The sequence below is a fragment of the Peribacillus faecalis genome (assembly GCF_014712675.1).
GTDB classification, from domain to species: Bacteria; Bacillota; Bacilli; order Bacillales; family DSM-1321; genus Bacillus_AD; species Bacillus_AD faecalis.
In genome coordinates this window covers 44,631-63,784 of the sequence record NZ_JACXSI010000003.1, presented here as the reverse complement: position 1 = coordinate 63,784, position 19,154 = coordinate 44,631, and the positions used below count along the sequence as shown (strand labels likewise).

Genomic DNA, 19,154 nt, shown 5'->3' with positions numbered 1-19,154 from the left:
CTAAGGGTCCTTTACAAAAGGGCCCTTTTTCCATCTATCCTTGCGTAAAAAAATGCACATACTATGCGCCAAGGAGTGTTGTAGATGGAATTCAAGAAGAAGCTGGCAATTCCTAAAAATGAAGTCCCAGAAAATAGTTCGATGGCACGGAATATGAAGGAAATAAAAGAGCTTGGCCAGCAAATGGACGAGATGCTGACGAATAAAGAATTGAAAAAACAAGGGCTGGTTGCTGATCCGCAGCAGTAGGTTTCGTACCCTCACTTTTGTGATAAAGAGAAGCAAAACTTAAAGTGAGGTGTTTTTATGAAATATTTTTTTTCACCTTCCCTGATGTGTATGGATTTAACGAAATTCAGTGAGCAAATTGAGAGTTTGAATGAACGTGCGGATATGTATCATGTCGATGTAATGGATGGCCATTATGTGAAAAATATTACGCTGTCACCTTTTTTTATTGAGCAATTGAAGAAAGTGGCTACCTTACCGATTGATGCCCACTTGATGGTTGAAAAACCGGAAGACTTTATCGGCATGATTATTGATGCAGGAGCAGAATATATTAGTCTCCATGCCGAAACGATTGACCGCGATGCGTTTCGGCTCATTCATCAAATTAAAGATTCGGGAAGAAAAGTCGGTATCGTGCTGAATCCTGCAACACCGCTATCATACATAAGCGAATACATACATCTCATTGATAAATTGACGATCATGACGGTCGATCCGGGATTTGTCGGGCAATCGTTCATTACGGAAATGATTGATAAAATTAAACAGGCAAAGCAGTTGAAAGAGGAAAACGGCTATCATTATTTAATTGAAGTAGACGGCTCATGCAACGAGAAGACATTTAAATGCCTGGCGGAAGCCGGCAACGAGGTGTTCATCATTGGTGCTTCGGGTCTATTCAATCTCGATGAAGACATTGATGAAGCATGGCTGAAAATGCTGGAAATCTTTAACCGAGAAACGAACGTGCTGCAAACTGTATAAGAAATAAGGCTTGTCCGAAAAATGAAATGTACCCTTTGTAAAGGACATTTATAAAAAAGGCCCTTAGGCTGCTTGATTAAGATGATCTCTGTATTGTACAGGGGTCATCTTATTTAATTTCCATTGATATCTGTAATGATTGTAGTAAGTCATATACCGTTTGATTTCACGTTTTAACTCGTCAAGGGTTGCGCATTCTTTGATAGAAGCTTCATCCTTGAAATGGCCAAAGAAAGATTCTTGAGGAGCATTGTCCCAACAGTTACCTCTTCTAGACATAGATTGACGCAATTTGAGTTTCTTCACTACTTTTTGAAATTCCGGGTGAGTGTAATGAACTCCCTGATCCGAGTGGATTAAAGCACCTTCCGCTTTCTTAAAATGACGATTCTTTTTAAGTTTCTTTAAGGTGTCAGTAGCTAAGTCAATGGTCATACGCTCAGATACATGATAAGCCAATATCTCACCTGTTGAACCGTCTTTGATGGCCGAGAGATAAGCTTTTTGACCTTTTCCGTAAAATAAATAGGTGATGTCCGTCAAAAGCACTTTACCTGGGGTACCCTGATCAAATTCACGGTTTAGGAGATTAGGCACAACCCGATGTTCTTGTGTGGCTTTCATCATTCTTCTATATGGATTTGCCTTCCTGATGGGACAAGTAATGCCGTACTTTTTCATGATTCGGCGTATGCGCTTCAAATTGTAGACAACCTTAAATTGACCCGCCAAAGTCATTTTGATTTGACGTGCCCCTTTCATGCGGCCTTTGAAATGGAAAGCTTTCAATATCCATTCTTTAGCGATTTCATCCTTTTCATCTTTACGCTTTCTTTCTTCCGCAGCTTTCTCGGAAAAATAATTGTAGTAACCACTGCGTGAAACACCTGCGATTTCACATAAATACTTCACCATGTTCTGTAAGTGATACTTTTCAATGACGGAACGGATCAGAATGTATTTCTGACTCGGTGGGATTTCTCTTACTTCTTGAGATTCCATTCCGCCATACGTATCTTTTTTAACAACTCATTTTCCGCCTTCAATAAATTGATTTGAGCTTCTAATCTTGCATTTTTCTCTTCAAGTGTAAGCTCTCTTTTGCGTGGTCTGCCTGACTTTTCATTTCGGGTATCCTTTAAACCTAAAACGCCATTTTTCTGATAAGCTCTTCTCCATCTCTCTGATGATGATTTCACCCTCTTGATGCCAATAATATCAATATCAAAACCATATTTTTCAAAGATTTCTCTTGAAAACATACCTTTTTCATACTCTTTGATAAATATATGTTTAAACTCTTCTGTATAGGTAATAGACTTCGAGCTAATTGATTGAATGTATGGATTTTTAGATAGCAGTTGAATTTCTTTCTCTGTAAAAGTTTTTTTACTCATAATTTCCCCAGTATTTCTTTGATGTTTGTTTCATTATATAAAAAATGTACCCCATAGGTAGACCTTTTTTTAAAGTGTCTACTCTATAGGGTACATTTTAAAATGGACAAGCCTTTCATTTTAAGCATGATATAATGGTATCCCCGAACGAACGGATATCGGCCAGATAATTGTAGCCGAGCGGTGAACCGAAGCGATTCGTCATGCGAACAGCAACTAAATTATGCTCAGGGATAACGAGAACGGCAACGCCTGTATAGCCTAGCAGCTGAAAGGAGCCTTGAGGTACCAAATCTCCAATCTCATTCTGCTTTGATGGGTAGGCATCTTTTACAAACCATAAAAAGCCGTTCTGAGGGAAGCTTTTATGAAGAGTAGACGGACTTTGCAATGATGTCGCCATGTTAATCATTTCTTTAGGGACGATTTGCTTACCGTTAATGAAACCTTCTTTTAAATGAAGATAGCCCCAATATGCCAGTTCTCTCGTTGAAATATACATATTCATTTTATCTCCGTCTGTGCTGTTGCTCCAATAATAAAAAGGATCGTTATGATCGCGCAGCACCTGGACTATATTTGGTTTTTTAGCTCCGTACCATCCGGTTTCCTTAAGGTTCATTGGCTTAATCACAAGTTCTGTAATAATTTCGGAGATCGTTTTTTCAGTCGTTTGCTGAATAAGATCTGTAAGTAAGCGGACACCTATACCACGGTATGCCCATGCTTCACCGGCAGGGAACTCCCGAACAACATTGCCGAACGTATTTTTTAAACCGTGAGTGTGCGTCAGCAAATGTCTGATAGTGACATTTGCGAATACTTCAGCTGAAAGCGAAGGCAAATAGTCTGTCACTTTATCATCTATAGAATGAATATATTTATGATAAACAGCATACGCCACTGCAAGAGCGATATAACTTTTCCGAACAGAGGCAACATGGAATTGCGTATTCTCTTGAATCGGCTTCGAATTAGCTCCGGGCGTATATGTACCCCAATAGGCCTCAGATGCAATTTGATCGTTGTGAATAATCATCATAGCCCCCCCGGACGCATCAACAGCTTCTAGAGTGTTTTGCACATGTTCATAAACTGGATGAAAATCACATTTAATATCTTTAATCAGATTCATATGAAAATCCCTCCCCACTATGACTTTCTCATAAAAAAGACCCATTCGTACACTTTTAAGCTCGACTTTTTCAAAAAGAGAATTTAAGCAGCATATTCATGATAAAAAAGGACCGGTGCCGGTTTTTCTTGATGTCTAACCTTACACCTGCCATGCTCGGTCCTAAGCTGCCTCCCCCAAGAAACCAAAACCGGGTTTCTTGTGTGATTCATCTTAGTCCTGCCGCATGTCTCCTTTTTCATCGAGGTAAATCTAAGCAGCATATTCATGATAAAAAAGGACCGGTGTCGGTTTTTCTCGATGTCTAACCTTACACCTGCCATGCTCGGTCCTAAGCCATCCACTCTGTGAAACCAAAAGCGGGTTTCACGGCGCGGCTGTCTTAGTCCTGCCGCATGTCTCCTTTTTCATCGAGGTAAATCTAAGTAGCGTAGTCATGATGAAAAAGGACCGGTGCCGGTTTTTCTTAGTAGGCGAATATCTTATTTTCAAAATAATTAGCAAACCGACGGACAGTCATGCATATGATATAAAAATACAAGGTAATAGGGAGGGGAAATAGCATGCCGGTTGATGGTCGTCATCAGTTTGTCATTTCTAAGGAAGATTGGTCCCTCCATCGCAAAGGATATGATGATCAACAAAGACATCAAGAAAAAGTCCAAGAAGCGATCAAAAATAACTTACCTGATTTAATTTCTGAAGAAAGCATCATTATGTCTAACGGGACTGACGTAATAAAAATTCCGATTCGGTCATTGGATGAGTTTAAAATTCGCTACAACTATGATAAAAACAAACATGTTGGCCAAGGAGACGGAGATTCGAATATAGGAGATGTTGTCGCAAGAGATGGTTCTGCCGAGCAAAAAGGACCAGGAAAAGGGCAAGGAGCAGGAGATCAGGCAGGCGAGGACTATTATGAAGCGGAAGTGTCATTATTAGAATTAGAGGAGGCTTTATTCAGCCAGCTGGAGCTTCCGAACTTAAAAAGAAAAGAGCAGGCTGACCACACAATTGAACAAATTGAATTTAATGATATTCGCAAAACTGGATTAATGGGCAATATCGACAAGAAAAAATCAATGATTACCGCGTTTAAACGTAATGCCCTTAATGGTAATCCAGGCTTCCATCCAATTTTTCAGGAAGACTTGAAGTTTAAAACATGGAATGAAGTCACGAAACCGGACTCGAAAGCAGTCGTTTTGGCTATGATGGATACGTCAGGCAGCATGGGTGTTTGGGAAAAGTACATGGCGCGCAGCTTCTTCTTTTGGATGACACGTTTCCTGCGCACTAAATACGAAACTGTCGAAATCGAGTTCATCGCTCATCATACAGAGGCGAAAGTTGTGTCAGAGGAAGACTTTTTTACAAAAGGGGAAAGTGGTGGAACAATCTGCTCCTCGGCTTATCGGAAAGCTTTAGAAATCATTAATGAAAAATATCCACCGAATAAGTTTAATATTTACCCGTTCCACTTCTCCGATGGTGACAACTTGACGTCCGACAACGCACGCTGTGTCAAGCTAGTTGAGGAAATTATGGAACTATCCAACATGTTTGGTTACGGCGAAGTCAATCAATACAACCGCCATTCGACACTTATGAGCGCCTACAAAAATATGAAGCACGAGAAGTTTCAATATTACATTTTGAAGCAGAAGACAGATGTATTTCATGCGATGAAGAGCTTTTTTCATAAAGAAGATAATAAAATGACTGTTTAGAAGTTTTGTGTTGAACCGACCATTATGGTTGGTTTTTTTGTTTTGCTTAAAAGATTTAAAGCAGATAAGTTTTTGAGAGAATTGAAATTTGTATATTTTTACATTCTTCTACCGGTAACCCGTTTTGGATTATCGGCTTTTATTTTTTTGTAAATAAATATTATCTTTTTTTAAAAAAGAGTGGAAATTATTTTAGAATAATGATTTAATCGTATATTTGTAGGAGACTTAATTTTTTTAAAAATAAAAGTTATATCGATATATTATTGACAAGGAGAGACAGAGTGAAGAATAATTTTTTGATTTTTGCAATTATTTTAATGAATTTAGTAAACTGCGTGATTCCGGGGATTTCTAATCAAATGGCAGAAGCTGCAGGGATTGGTTCTAATCTTGGAATCGCAAACGATTATAACGTTTTCGTGCTAAATAATCATTATCAAAGCTATTCCGATGCTGAAGGGAGGGTTGCAGTAGGAAACGAAGCGAAATATATAGGATATGGAATTGGAGATAAGCTTTCTAGTTCAACAGACCGCTTTGATTTAGTTGTAGGGAAGAAGATTAATATTACTGGTGGTACTAACTTTAATGGCAATACTGCTATCGGTACTCAAGGGACTATCATTAATTATACGATGACAAATAATAATAGAGAAGATAACCCGATTGTTTCAGATGTAATTGACTTTGACGCTGCTTATCTTAGTCTAAAGTCTTCATCTACTGCTTGGTCAAAGTTAACTCCCAACGGTACGGTAGAGAATGTATATGGAACGTTAATATTTACCGGAACTAATGAATCACTAAATGTATTTTCAGTTACAACAGATCAGTTAGCCAAAGGTAAAATTCATGGTATAAAATTTAATGTCCCTGAATCAGCAACTGTACTAGTAAATGTATTTGGTACGTCATTGTCTATGGGGAATTTACAAATTTTCTATAAGGATTCTGCAGCGACTGGTAGTAATGCAGAAAAATGGATGTGGAATTTTCCCGAATTAGAAACTTTGGATTTGAGTGGCATGGCTATTTATGGTTCAGTGTTGGCACCAGATTGCACATTCACTCCAAGTGGTTCAGGTAATTTCAACGGGACGGTTGTTTTTCAAAACTTTTATAATGAAACAGCTGGAGGATATGAATCACATCACTATCCATTTAAAGGCTACATTATTCCAACAGAACTCAATAATTCTGATTTAGGTAGAATTGTTTTAACTAAAATAGATGCGAAGGACCAAAGTCTATTGTCAGGAGCGGAATTCACGCTCAGCCAAAATGGTGAAGTGGTAGGAAAGGCTACGACAGATCAAGAAGGAAAAGCGCGTTTCACAGAGTTGCCCCACGGCACATATGAGCTGCAGGAAACGAAAGCGCCAGAAGGTTATATACTATCTGAAGAAGTGTTAGAGGTAACAATTGACAAAGAGGAGCGCGAGTACAGATTCACTTTCACGAACGAAAAGATCGCAGAGAAAAAAGGAAGCATCTCGATTTTAAAAGTGGATGAAGCCGACCAAAGTCCGTTGTCAGGAGCGGAATTCACACTGATGCAAGATAGCGAAGTGATAGAAAAGGCCACGACCGATCGAGAAGGAAAAGCGAGTTTTACAGACTTGGCGTACGGCACATATGAGCTTCAGGAAACGAAAGCACCAGAAGGTTATGTGCTGTCAGAAGAGGTGACAGAGGTAACGATTGGCGAAGAGAAGAGCGAGTACAGCTTCACCTTCATGAACGAAAAAATCAAAAAAGGAAGCATCTCAATTTTAAAAGTGGATGAAGCCGACCAAAGTCCGTTGTCAGGAGCAGAATTCACGCTTAGCCAAAATGGTGAAGTGATAGGAAAGGCTACGACCGATCGAGAAGGAAAAGCGAGTTTTACAGACTTGGCGTACGGCACATATGAGCTTCAGGAAACGAAAGCACCAGAAGGTTATATTCTGTCAGAAGAGGTGACAGAGGTAACGATTGGCGAAGAGAAGAGCGAGTACAGCTTCACCTTCATGAACGAAAAAATCAAAAAAGGAAGCATCTCAATTTTAAAAGTGGATGAAGCCGACCAAAGTCCGTTGTCGGGAGCGGAATTCACACTGACGCAAGATAGCGAAGTGATAGAAAAGGCCACGACCGATCAAGAAGGAAAAGCTAGTTTCGCAGACTTGCCATACGGTACATATGAACTGCAGGAAACGAAAGCGCCGGAAGGTTATGTGCTGTCAGAAGAGGCGACAGAGGTAACGATTGGCGAAGAGAAGAGTGAGTACAGTTTTACCTTCACGAATGAAAAAATCAAAAAAGGAAGCATCTCGATTTTAAAAGTGGACGAAGCTGACCAAAGTCCGTTGTCAGGAGCGGAATTCACACTAACGCAAGATGGCGAAGTGATAGAAAAGGCCACGACCGATCAAGAAGGGAAAGCTAGTTTCGAAGACTTGCCTCACGGCACATATGAGCTGCAGGAAACGAAAGCACCGGAAGGTTATGTGCTGTCTGAAGAAGTGACCAAGGTTACAATTGGCGAAGATCGAAGCGAGTACAGTTTCACGTTCGTGAATAAATTAATGGAGGGCCCAGTGCCACCGGCAGATGATGAAACAGAAGGAGAAGGATCAGTGCCGCCGGCAGATGATGAAACAGAAGGAGAAGGATCAGTGCCGCCGGCAGATGGTGAAACAGAAGGAGAGGGACCAATCCCGCCGGCAGATGATGAAACAGAAGGAGAAGGTCCAGTGCCGCCGGCAGATGATGAAACAGAAGGAGAAGGATCAGTGCCGCCGGCAGATGATGAAACAGAAGGAGAGGGCCCAGTGCCACCGGCAGATGATGAGACAGAAGGAGAAGGATCAGTGCCGCCGGCAGATGATGAAACAGACGGAGATGTACCAATCCCACCGGCAGATGATGAGACGGAAGGAGAAGGATCAGTGCCGCCGGCAGATGATGAAACAGACGGAGAGGTACCAATCCCACCGGCAGATGATGAAACAGAAGGAGAGGGTCCAGTGCCGCCGGCAGATGATGAAACAGAAGGAGAGGGCCCAGTCCCACCGGCAGATGATGAAACAGGTGGAGAGGAACCAGTGCCGCCGGCAGATGATGAAACAGAAGGAGAAGGCCCAGTGCCGCCTAACGATAATCAATTAAATAGCTCTGATATTGATTCTGCTATGTTACCGCAAACAGGTGAAGAATGGCTTCGCTTTATGATGGCTGCGGGAATATTTTTCTTATTGGCATCTGCTGTTATTTTCAGCACGAAATCAAAAAGAATGAACTAAAAGGGCTAGTATGAGAAGTACAGTTGGAAGGGTGTTGTTGTTTTTAGGAGCATTATTCATTTGTTTTCCGTTGTTTTATCTCCAGAAACAAGCTGCAGATATTCGATATATAGAAGAAGCGTTGCAACTAGTGGATAAAGGGGAATGGGATGCAATTGATGAAGAGCATTTATCAATTGATGCTGAAGAGCTCGCTAAAGGGATTATACTTTCTATTCCGGCTATACAGCTTGAAGAACTAGTTTTATCAAAAGCTACGAAAGAAAATTTAAGTGTGGCGCTAGCGCAAATTAAAGATAATCAGGAGCCGGGGCAAGGGAACTATACGGTTGCCGGACATCGCAGTATAGTTAAGGGCAGGCATTTTAATCGTTTACCGGAAATCAAAATAGGAGACGTCATCTATTTGAAGACTTCCGAAGAAATTTTCGAGTATACAGTTGCCAGTAAAAAAACGATTGAAAAAACTGATGTGGATGTCTTGGCGGATTCTGATCAAATTGAAATTACTTTAATAACATGCACAGAAGATGGAAAGAAGCGCATTGCTGTAAAAGGCCTTTTGAGCGCTGATTAAAAATAATTAGCAACCGCACACGTCCTTTTGTAAAGGAAATTACATATTAATATAACATGCTTATTAAAATGGCACTCGCTGATTTAGCGGGTGTCATTTTTTAGTCTCTCTCAAGTTCTTTAACAATATAATGTAGTCTGCAATGTAATGCCATACATTAATATGATTAGCAATGGGCCAAGATTAAGCAGGTAATATGAATGAATTGATACTATTTCAGCAACACTAAGGCAATATATAGCAGTTTGTTTTAACAAATAGCAAGGATTTTTTTGGAAAATACATATTAAAGGATTACATCATGAAAATTAGACGCATAATTGATCAAATGACACCGGCGCAAATAATTGTGGCCTACTATTTTCTGGCGGTAATGATTGCAACCCTCCTTTTCAGTTTGCCGATTGCTTTGCAGGATGGGGTGCATTTGCCGTTCATTGATGCTTTGTTTTTGGCGGTCAGCGCTGTTAGTGTAACGGGGCTTTCAGTCGTGAATATTACGGAAACATTCAGTACGACCGGTTATTTCATTATGCTGTTTGTTATGCAGTTCGGCGGAATTGGTGTAATGACGCTGAGCACTTTTATTTGGTTGATTTTCCGAAAGAGAATCGGCTTTAAAGAACGCAAACTGATTATGGCAGATCAAAACCAGCTATTTTTCTCCGGTTTGGTGAAAATGATTAGAGAGATTTTGATTTTATTCCTCATTGTTGAAGGGATTGGTGCACTCGTACTATGGTTGTACTTATTTCACTATTATCCGTCTGTTTCGGAGGCATTCATACAGGCTCTTTATATGTCGGTAAGTGCAACGACGAATGCCGGGTTCGATATTGTCGGCAATTCATTGATTCCATTTGCCGGGGATTATTTCATTCAATTTATCAACATACTATTAATTATTTTCGGATCAATCGGATATGCGGTATTGATTGAAGTAAAGGCATTTTTAACACAAAAGCCATCAGATCCTGTTTTTCATTTTTCGCTGTATACAAAGCTGACGACTGCTACGTTCTTTGCTTTAGTTGTGATTGGGACACTGCTGATTTTATTGCTTGAGTTTAATCATTTTTTTAACGGTAAAAGCTGGACAGACAGTTTCTTCTACGCTCTGTTTCAATCGGTGACGACGAGAAACGCCGGTCTTGCTACGATGGATGTCAGCCAATTTACGAATCCGACATTACTTTTCATAGGCTTGCTCATGTTTATCGGCGCTTCGCCCAGCTCGGTCGGAGGCGGCATACGGACAACGACCTTTGCGATTAACTTGTTATTTCTATATAACTACGCACGAGGTAGCCAGACGATTAAAGTGTTCAACCGTGAGATTCATGAAGATGACGTGAAGAAGTCGGTCGTAGTGACGATGATTGCGACGATTGTTTGCGGATTGGGGATTTTTTCACTCAGCATTACCGAGCCATTTTCGATTATGGAAATTGTCTTTGAAGTATGTTCAGCGTTCGGAACAACGGGATTATCACTCGGAATTACAGCCAGCTTGTCTATGTTTGGCAAAATAACGGTGATTGTTTTAATGTTTATCGGTCGGGTCGGTATTTTGTCGTTCATCTTTCTTGGCGGAGAGAAGGAGAAGGAACATTATCGTTATCCGAAGGAGCGGGTTATTATTGGGTGAGGTCGGTGCTAGTGATGGTGCCGACTTATCTATTTATTGAACGTAGGGGCGCCTATTCAAAGCTCTAATGTGAACTCGAAAAATTAACTTTTTATTAGCAGGACTTCACTTCGGAAATTTTACCGCCTATGATGTGCATTTGATCACCGCTCTTACATGTCGCACGACGGCTCTCAAATAATGCTCCACCGCTCTCAAATGTCGAATGACGGCTCTCAAATAACGCGTCACCGCTCTCAAATGTCGGACGACGACTCTCAAATTATTCGCCACCGCTCTTAAATTTTCCTCGAGTATGCTGACCGCCTTAAACAGCATTCTCAGCTCATAAAAAAAGAGAGGAATCCCCTCTCTTAATCACTCAAAGCCACAGATTTATTCTCATACTGCGAATTCCCAATCGTTTTAACAATAAAATCAGCAACATCCGCTCTAGAAATGCTGCGGCCTTTGTCTGGAATACCAGTCATAGCTTCGCGGTATTGACCCGTTTCCGGTTTGTCAGTCAGACCCATTGGACGGGCGATTGTGTATGTCAGTCCACCTGCTTTAATTTCTGCGATTGCATTACGGTGGTCTGCCAGTGGATTGGCTAGCATCTTCATAACCATTTTACCAGTCAGGCCTGGGATTTCCTTGTCAACACCTGCTGATGCCATATAAATGATACGGTTAACATCTTGCTTCTTCATAGCAGCTACGATGTTTTTTGTCATTTCGTGCAAGATTGTGGATTTGCCCATTCCTTTATCAGATCCTAAACATGAAATGACAAGTTCATGACCGGCAACAGCTTGTTCAACATCGGCAAGTACAGTAGCTTGACCTTCAATGATTGTTAAGCCGGGCTGCTCAATTTGCAGCTTCGATTGATCCCTCACAAATGCTGATACTTCATGACCTGCTTGCAATGCTTTCTCGATGACAATTCTCCCTGTTTTTCCGTTTGCGCCAAAGACGATGATTTTCACGCAGTTCCCCTACTTTCGCTTTGTTTCCCTCATTGTAGCATACGCACTTACCTAACTTCGAAGAATCTGCAACTTTTCGAACGGTTTCAACGTCTAATGGTTAAATATGGTTGGAGGAGTGTGTTATGAAAAAATGGTGGGCAGTTGCTGGAATAGGGGCATTAGCAGTAATCGGCGTGTTAATTTATTCGTATGGTACAACTTCCGTTAATAATGTGTCGGCTTTTTCAAAAATGATGGCGAATCAAGCGATTACCGTTTCTTTTTCAAATCCAATCTACAAGTCATCCATTAGTGAGAAACATATTTCAGTGAAAGATCAAGCGGGCAATGTAATTCCTGTCACCTATTCAATCAACGACGATGCTAGAACACTGGTCATTAAACCAAAAGAAAATTATTATTTGCAGGAAGGGAAGTATGTATTGGAATTGTCTAATCGTATTATGTCACGCTTTGGTTTGCCTCTTTCAGGAGAAAAACTATTTTCCTTCAGAGTATATACGGCATTACCTGTTATTGAGTCAGAGGAAGAGCTTCGTGCGATTTTGCTAGCGGATCTAGAGGAAGAAAAATATGTCATGATGAAAGAAGATGCCAAGATGGAATCTTCAGACACCAGCAATGATTATTCTGAAACAAATGTACAGGTAGAAGGTATTGATGAGGGAGATATTGTGAAGACAGATGGACAATATATTTATTCCAGTAATCATGAGAATGTTTTTATAACAGATGCAAAAAGTATGGAGCATGCAGCAACCATACCGTTTGATGAGGAAGACAATCCTCAGGCGATATTCCTGCAAGATGATAGGCTCACCGTAATCTCGCAAAAATATGCGCACTCGATTTTTTCTGAGGATAAAAGTGTCATGCCAAACAGCTACATGACAATCAAAATTTTTGATGTAACGAATAAAGAAGAGCCGGTACAGCTAAAGGAGATTGGCGTTGAAGGAGACTATCGCACGTCAAGACTTTACAATTCGCATATGTATGTTATTGCCAGCCAATATCCTGATGTATGGATTTTAAGAGAAGCAAAAGACGACGCAGCGTTTGTTCCGCGCTACTTTGATAGCGAAAGCGGTACTCACAAGCAGAAACTGGACAAAATTCAATACGTGCCGAAATCGAAAGATAGAAATTATATGCACTTGCTGGCAATTGATTTAGGCACAGAACAAATTGAATATAATATAGAAACAATTTTAGGCAGCGGAGAAAATGTTTATATGTCCTATGAAAACCTATACTTAGCAGCCAATTATTATGATCTTGAAAATGAAAGAGCGTCCACGCAAGTTTACAAATATGCAATCGACGGCTTGAACATGACATATCATAGTTTGGGAGAGGTGAAAGGGAGTATCATCAATCAGTTTGCGATGGATGAGCATGAGGGTAACTTCCGAATTGCAACCACAATTCAGGAAAAACAATTAACGAATTCTTTATCCGTTCTGGACGAAAATATGCAGATAATCGGCGAGTTGAACGGATTGGCTAAAGATGAGCGTATTTATTCCGTGCGCTATATGGGAGACAAGGCGTATATTGTCACCTTTAAAGAGGTTGACCCGCTATTTGTGATAGATACGAGCGACCCTGCCAAACCGGCTGTACTCGGCGAGCTGAAAGTACCGGGCTACAGTAACTACCTTCACTTTCATGATGAAAATCATTTAATCGGCTTCGGCTTTGATACGAAGCTAATTGATCGGGGGAATGGAGAATCCTTTGTCGAAAATAAAGGAATGAAGATTTCCTTGTTTGATATTAGTGATTTTCATCATCCGAAGGAAAAAGACTCAGTCATAATCGGAGGAGCTGGAACAAGTTCGGATCTTATTCATGATCATAAGGCGCTTTTTCAGCAAAAGGACAAGCATCTGTACGGATTTCCGATTTCTGTTTATGAATCCTCTGAACCGTTTCATCACAAATTTATCATGAATGGCGCGCTCATTTACGAAATCACGCCAGAGAACGGAATTAAGCTGAAGGCGACCATCAAAAACGACGGCGACAAAGAAGAGGAAATCGATTGGGAGAATAGTATCCGCCGAATGATTTATATTGATGATGAGATTTATACGATTTCTAATAAGACAATTAAGTCTTATCGTTTGGAGGATTATTCTAAGGGAAATGAGATAGAATTGAAGAAACGGTAAAAAGTGGACGACATGTCCGCTTTTTTGACGTTCAAGAAATATTCACATAAGAGACAGAGATATTTACTTTTTGTTCATTTATATAATAGTGGTTTACAAAACCGTAATAAAATGTATTGATAAATTAGTAATTTTAAAAAAACTTCGAGAAAACATTAGGATTTAATTGAATTTTTCTAGAAATGTTATATCATAGTACAAGTGAGAAAATTAAATAAATTACGACAAAAACTTTCAAAATTAGCAATTGAATATTTTGATTTTGGAAGTGTGGAGGGAAAATGGAAGAAACGATTAGCTTAAAAGAGTTGTTTGCAACGTTGAGAAAAAGAGTGAATTTAATCATTGTCGTTACGATATTAGCAGTGATGATCAGCGGAATCGTCAGCTACTTTTTCTTAACACCGATTTATCAAGTATCAACACAATTGTTAGTCAATCAGGCGAAAAATGAAGAATCAGCATATAACTACAATGAAGTACAGACAAATTTACAGTTGATTAATACATATAACGTCATTATAAAAAGTCCGGCAATTCTTGATATTGTGAAAGAAGAACTCAAACTGGATATGTCTACGAATGTTTTGAATGAGAAGATAACAGTTTCCAGTGAACAAAATTCGCAAGTTGTGAACATTAATGTGCAAGATGAAGATCCGAAAAATGCGTTAGCAATAGCTAACAAAGTAGCAGATGTCTTTCAAAGAGAAGTGGCTAACATTATGAACGTTGATAATGTGAAGATCCTTGCAAAAGCGGAGATTGATGAAAATATGTCGCCAATTAAGCCCCAGCCGTTATTAAATATTGCAATCGGGCTTGTTATCGGTTTAATGCTATCAATCGGTCTAGCCTTCTTGCTTGAGTATTTGGACAATACAATTAAAACGGAACAGGATGTTGAAAAGTATTTAAACATTCCAGTGCTTGGCGTTATTCCGATGATTACCGAAAAAGATGAAGTTCATGTGAATTCAAATAGCAGCCGAATTGGAAAACGTGAGGTGCGCCATGTTTAAAAAGAAAAGCAATTTGTTACAGAATAACAAAAGGAAATTAATCGCATATACGAATTCTAAGTCGCCAATCTCTGAACAATACAGAACTATTCGTACAAATATTCAATTTGCAGCAGTCGACAAGGAAATGCAGATTATTATGGTTACTTCGTCTGTTCCGGGCGAAGGGAAATCGACAACAGCTGCCAATCTTGCTGTCGTAATGGCACAGCAAGCCAAAAAGGTACTATTTATCGATGCGGATTTAAGGAAACCTACCGTTCATTATACATTCAATCAAACTAATACATTTGGTTTAACAAATGTTCTTATGAAAAAGATTGAGTTAGCTGATGCGGTAAAAACAACAGATGTTGACAACTTATATGTGCTGACAAGCGGCCCCGTACCACCAAATCCGGCTGAACTTTTAGGATCAAAGATGATGAAGGATCTACTCAATCAAATTAGGATGGAGTTCGATACAGTAATTATCGATACGCCTCCGTTATTAGCAGTTACCGATGCGCAAATAGTGGCCAACATTTGTGATGGTACAGTACTTGTCATATCAAGCGGTAAAGCCGAGATTGAAAATGCGAAGAAAGCAAAAGATATGCTGCAGGCAACGAGCAGTACGTTGCTTGGTGCAGTCATTAATAATAAGAAGGTAACAGGTGACAGCAGTTACTATTATTACTACGGAAATTAAATGTTATTGGCTGAGTTCTGTTGGAAAATGGATTCAGCTTATTTTTCTGAGAAATACTAGTATATAAGTTGCGGAATTATAATAATTTAAAATCATTATGTAATCCAAAAGACGGAATAATAATACAGGTTTTTAAAAAGGGAAATAAAACGGCAAATCTGAAAGTTATTTAGGTTAAGAACTAAATGTTCACAAATGTTTAATTGAGTAATTGAATAATTAGCGAATAATAACAGTGAATGATTTGAACCACTTGTTGATTGAACTTCATCATTTTAATGTACCTCATTTAAAGAGATGAAAACACTAGGGATATAAAATGTTAAGTGAAACTTAACCGGTAAGGCTTCCTATCCGTTATCGATGGAGGCACTCGGCTATGCTGTGGGTAATGAGACGCATTACCTTAGACACGTTTGTTGTCAGGAGTATGGTGTGAGGGTGGGTTAGATGCCCATATTTTTTTATAAAATGAAAAAGAGCTGAATTTGATATTAAAACTATAACGTTATAGTTAGTTTTTTAATCATCAATGTTAATAGATGGATAGTGAATGATTAGGAAAGAAGTTCTTTATTATTCACTATCTATTTATAGAAGTAAGCAAGGGGGAAATGTGGGATGAAAACTGTAAGAAAAGCAATTATACCGGCCGCGGGATTGGGGACAAGGTTTTTGCCGGCAACGAAAGCAATGCCAAAGGAAATGCTGCCGATAGTAGATAAACCGACCATTCAATACATAGTAGAAGAAGCGATCGAATCCGGAATTGAAGACATTATTATTGTTACTGGAAAGGGAAAGCGATCAATTGAAGACCATTTTGATATTGCTTTTGAGCTGGAAGCGAATTTAATGGAAAAAGAAAAATACGAACTGCTTGAAAAGGTACAAGCACCATCGAAAGTAGACATTCATTATATCCGTCAAAAGGAACCTAAAGGTTTGGGACATGCCGTATGGTGTGCACGAAAATTCATTGGTAATGAACCGTTTGCAGTATTGCTAGGCGATGATATTGTGCAAGCCGAAACGCCTTGCTTAAAACAGCTAATCAATGAATATGACAGAACGCTATCATCTGTTATTGGTGTACAAACCGTTCCAGATTTAGAAACGCACCGTTATGGCATCATTGATCCGAGTGAGCAACTAGACAGAAGGTATCAGGTAAAGAATTTTGTAGAAAAGCCGAAGCAAGGTACTGCACCTTCAAATTTGGCAATCATGGGTCGTTACATTTTAACTCCTGAAATTTTTATGTTTTTAGATAAACAGCAAAAAGGTGCCGGCGGAGAAATTCAGTTGACGGATGCAATTCAGCAGCTGAATGAGATACAACGAGTATTTGCTTATGACTTTGAAGGGCAGCGCTTTGATGTTGGTGAAAAGCTTGGTTTTATTCAAACTACGATTGAAATAGCTCTGAAACAATCTGAATTACGCATGGAATTACTAGAATTCATGAAAAAAACTGTCCAGTTTGAAATAGTAAAAGATAGTTGATTTAGATTTTGTGTATAGAGATATTTTGCATAAGAAGACAAAATAGAATGGGGTGGGGAAATGAATTCAAGTTCAGGATTAAGAATTGTAAAAGAAAATAATATAGATGGCCATAATATTAATATAAATACACAATTGGAAAATTACTATGTAAAAAGGTTGATGGATATAGTGCTATGTTGTATGGGGCTTTTTATAGTAGTTCCGATAATTTTAATAACAGCACTTATAATTAAATTAGAAACAAAAGGTCCAATTTTTTATGTGCAGGAACGCTTGGGATTAGGTGGAAGAGTATTTAAATTGATTAAATTACGCTCAATGATGGTTGATGCGGAAAAGCATGGAATGCAGTGGGCTCAAAAGAATGATCCTCGCGTGACTAAGGTTGGATACTTTATTCGTAAGACAAGAATTGATGAGTTACCACAATTATTTAACGTTCTTAAAGGGGATATGACATTAATAGGTCCACGTCCAGAAAGACCAGAGTTTACTGCTCTATTCGAAAAAGAGATTCCAGGTTTTGTTGAAAGGTTGTCTGTTTTGCCTGGTGTTACTGGATGGGCACAAGTTAATGGAGGTTATGATATTTCTCCAAAAGAAAAACTAATGCTTGATTTAGAATACATACAGAAACAATCTTTAAAGATGGATTTGTTAATTATCAGTAAAACTATTTGGATTGTATTGACTGGAAAAGGTGCTCGGTAAGAAAATTTTATAAAATTAAAACTGAGTTATTGTGTACCATTTTTAACAGAAATACTCATATCCGATATGAATAGAAGAATAATCCAGGTCATAAGGAATAAAAAAGAATTTATCGATAATTCACCCTCAACTAAAAAATAAAAACAAAATCGGAGAAATATAGATGAAAAAAGTTTTATTTGTTGCTACAGTAGTGAAAACTCACATTAACGTTTTCCATTTGCCTTATCTTAAATTATTGAAACAAAATGGTTATGAAACGCATGTTTGTGCTAGGAATGACTTTGATGAAAGAGAAGAATGTCATATTCCCTTTTGTGATAAATATTTTGATCTCCCATTTGAAAGATCCCCTTTTAATTATAAAAACTTGTTAGTTTATAAAAAATTAAGCCAAATCATTGAAGAAGAGGATTATGATATTATACATTGTCATACACCTATGGGAGGTGTTTTAGCAAGACTATCAGCTATTAAAAATAGAAAAAAGGGTACTAGGGTAATATATACAGCACATGGCTTTCATTTCTATCGAGGTGCACCAATAATAAATTGGTTAATGTATTTTCCGGTTGAAAAGTTTTTAGCGAAATACACGGATACTATTATCACTATTAATATGGAAGATTATAAACGTGTACAGAATTTTAAAACACCAGATAAACAGTATTTACCTGGTGTTGGGATAGATTTGAATAAATATAATACATCAATTGATAAAAATAATAAAAGAGAAGAACTTGGTATTTCTTCAGAAGATTTAGTCCTTTTATCAATTGGTGAACTAAGTAAACGCAAGAATCACGAAGTCATCATAAGGGCTCTATCAAAAATTAATGATAAGAAAATCACATATATTATTTGTGGTCAAGGTGGATTAGATATGTACCTAAAGGATTTAGCTCTATCATTAAATGTTAATGTTAAATTTTTGGGCTTTAGAAAAGACATCCCTGATATTTGTTCTGCATCGGATATTTTTATATTTCCTTCTCTACAAGAGGGACTTCCAGTTGCTTTGATGGAAGCCATGGCTGCGGGATTACCAGTAATTTGCTCAAATATTAGAGGTAATATAGACTTGATTAAACAAGATAGAGGCGGTTATCTGGTTGAATCAGATAATGTAGATGGTTTTCAGACTAGTATCATTAAATTAACTGATGACGCCACATTAAGAAGAAATATGGGTAACTACAATGTTGAAGAAGCTAAAAAATATGATAAGCAAATTATTTTAAATCAAATGAAAAAGATATATCATATCAGTCCCTTTAAATAAAGAACGGAGAATTTG

The 19,154-nt window shown here is 38.6% G+C and carries 15 protein-coding genes; 12 read left to right on the top strand and 3 right to left on the bottom strand.

Annotated features, from left to right (window positions below; genetic code table 11):
• Positions 1 to 84: 84 nt before the first annotated feature.
• Both IEO70_RS02095 and alsE read left to right on the top strand, forming a co-directional pair.
• Positions 85 to 249 carry a hypothetical protein gene (locus IEO70_RS02095; RefSeq protein ID WP_190996707.1) on the top strand — a complete coding sequence of 55 codons (165 nt, stop codon included), beginning with the start codon at positions 85 to 87 and terminating at the stop codon, positions 247 to 249.
• Positions 250 to 306: 57 nt separating this feature from the next.
• On the top strand, positions 307 to 996 hold the full coding sequence (alsE, locus tag IEO70_RS02090) for a D-allulose 6-phosphate 3-epimerase (protein ID WP_190996706.1): 690 nt from the start codon (positions 307 to 309) through the stop codon (positions 994 to 996).
• A gap of 63 nt (positions 997 to 1,059) precedes the next feature.
• Here the strand turns inward: alsE and IEO70_RS02085 are convergent.
• Positions 1,060 to 2,393, bottom strand: a protein-coding gene (locus IEO70_RS02085; protein WP_407948297.1) for an IS3 family transposase whose coding sequence is annotated in 2 segments (ribosomal slippage) — positions 1,060 to 1,995 and positions 1,998 to 2,393 — 1,332 coding nt in all. Because the reading frame shifts where the segments join, the coding sequence is not laid out codon by codon here.
• A gap of 115 nt (positions 2,394 to 2,508) precedes the next feature.
• Positions 2,509 to 3,528, bottom strand: coding sequence for a serine hydrolase domain-containing protein (locus IEO70_RS02080; protein WP_190996705.1), 1,020 nt, complete (start codon positions 3,526 to 3,528; stop codon positions 2,509 to 2,511).
• 563 nt (positions 3,529 to 4,091) lie between these two features.
• Between IEO70_RS02080 and yhbH the strand changes: the two genes are divergently transcribed.
• From yhbH to IEO70_RS02060, 4 genes are all read left to right on the top strand, one after another.
• Positions 4,092 to 5,261, top strand: coding sequence for a sporulation protein YhbH (gene yhbH / locus IEO70_RS02075; protein ID WP_190996704.1), 1,170 nt, complete (start codon positions 4,092 to 4,094; stop codon positions 5,259 to 5,261).
• A gap of 284 nt (positions 5,262 to 5,545) precedes the next feature.
• Entirely contained in the window at positions 5,546 to 8,548 is a 3,003-nt protein-coding gene (locus tag IEO70_RS02070; RefSeq protein WP_190996703.1) for a SpaA isopeptide-forming pilin-related protein, read from the top strand.
• A 10-nt stretch (positions 8,549 to 8,558) separates the two neighbouring features.
• A complete protein-coding gene (locus tag IEO70_RS02065) occupies positions 8,559 to 9,125 on the top strand; it encodes a class D sortase (protein WP_190996702.1) in 567 nt (188 codons plus the stop codon).
• Positions 9,126 to 9,426: 301 nt separating this feature from the next.
• Positions 9,427 to 10,773: a TrkH family potassium uptake protein gene (locus IEO70_RS02060; protein WP_190996701.1), complete on the top strand. Its 1,347-nt coding sequence runs from the start codon at positions 9,427 to 9,429 to the stop codon at positions 10,771 to 10,773.
• Between the two features lie 353 nt (positions 10,774 to 11,126).
• Here the strand turns inward: IEO70_RS02060 and IEO70_RS02055 are convergent, their stop codons facing one another.
• Positions 11,127 to 11,744 carry an NAD(P)-dependent oxidoreductase gene (locus IEO70_RS02055; protein ID WP_190996700.1) on the bottom strand — a complete coding sequence of 206 codons (618 nt, stop codon included), beginning with the start codon at positions 11,742 to 11,744 and terminating at the stop codon, positions 11,127 to 11,129.
• A 125-nt stretch (positions 11,745 to 11,869) separates the two neighbouring features.
• Here IEO70_RS02055 and IEO70_RS02050 point away from each other — a divergent pair, with 125 nt between their 5' ends.
• The 6 genes from IEO70_RS02050 (at position 11,870) to IEO70_RS02025 (ending at position 19,139) form a co-directional block, all read left to right on the top strand.
• Entirely contained in the window at positions 11,870 to 13,924 is a 2,055-nt protein-coding gene (locus tag IEO70_RS02050) for a beta-propeller domain-containing protein (RefSeq protein ID WP_190996699.1), read from the top strand.
• A 281-nt stretch (positions 13,925 to 14,205) separates the two neighbouring features.
• The gene (locus IEO70_RS02045) at positions 14,206 to 14,946 is read left to right on the top strand and encodes a YveK family protein (protein ID WP_190996698.1); all 741 of its coding nucleotides are present in this window, start codon (positions 14,206 to 14,208) and stop codon (positions 14,944 to 14,946) included.
• Positions 14,939 to 15,637: a CpsD/CapB family tyrosine-protein kinase gene (locus tag IEO70_RS02040; RefSeq protein ID WP_190996697.1), complete on the top strand. Its 699-nt coding sequence runs from the start codon at positions 14,939 to 14,941 to the stop codon at positions 15,635 to 15,637. Before IEO70_RS02045 ends, IEO70_RS02040 begins: the two co-directional genes overlap by 8 nt.
• Positions 15,638 to 16,258: 621 nt before the next feature.
• A complete protein-coding gene (gene galU / locus IEO70_RS02035; RefSeq protein WP_190996696.1) occupies positions 16,259 to 17,143 on the top strand; it encodes a UTP--glucose-1-phosphate uridylyltransferase GalU in 885 nt (294 codons plus the stop codon).
• 60 nt (positions 17,144 to 17,203) lie between these two features.
• Complete coding sequence (locus tag IEO70_RS02030; protein ID WP_190996695.1) at positions 17,204 to 17,857, top strand: sugar transferase; 654 nt, start codon at positions 17,204 to 17,206, stop codon at positions 17,855 to 17,857.
• A gap of 163 nt (positions 17,858 to 18,020) precedes the next feature.
• Positions 18,021 to 19,139, top strand: a complete 1,119-nt coding sequence (locus tag IEO70_RS02025) for a glycosyltransferase family 4 protein (protein ID WP_190996694.1) — start codon at positions 18,021 to 18,023, stop codon at positions 19,137 to 19,139.
• The last annotated feature ends 15 nt before the right edge of the window (positions 19,140 to 19,154 follow it).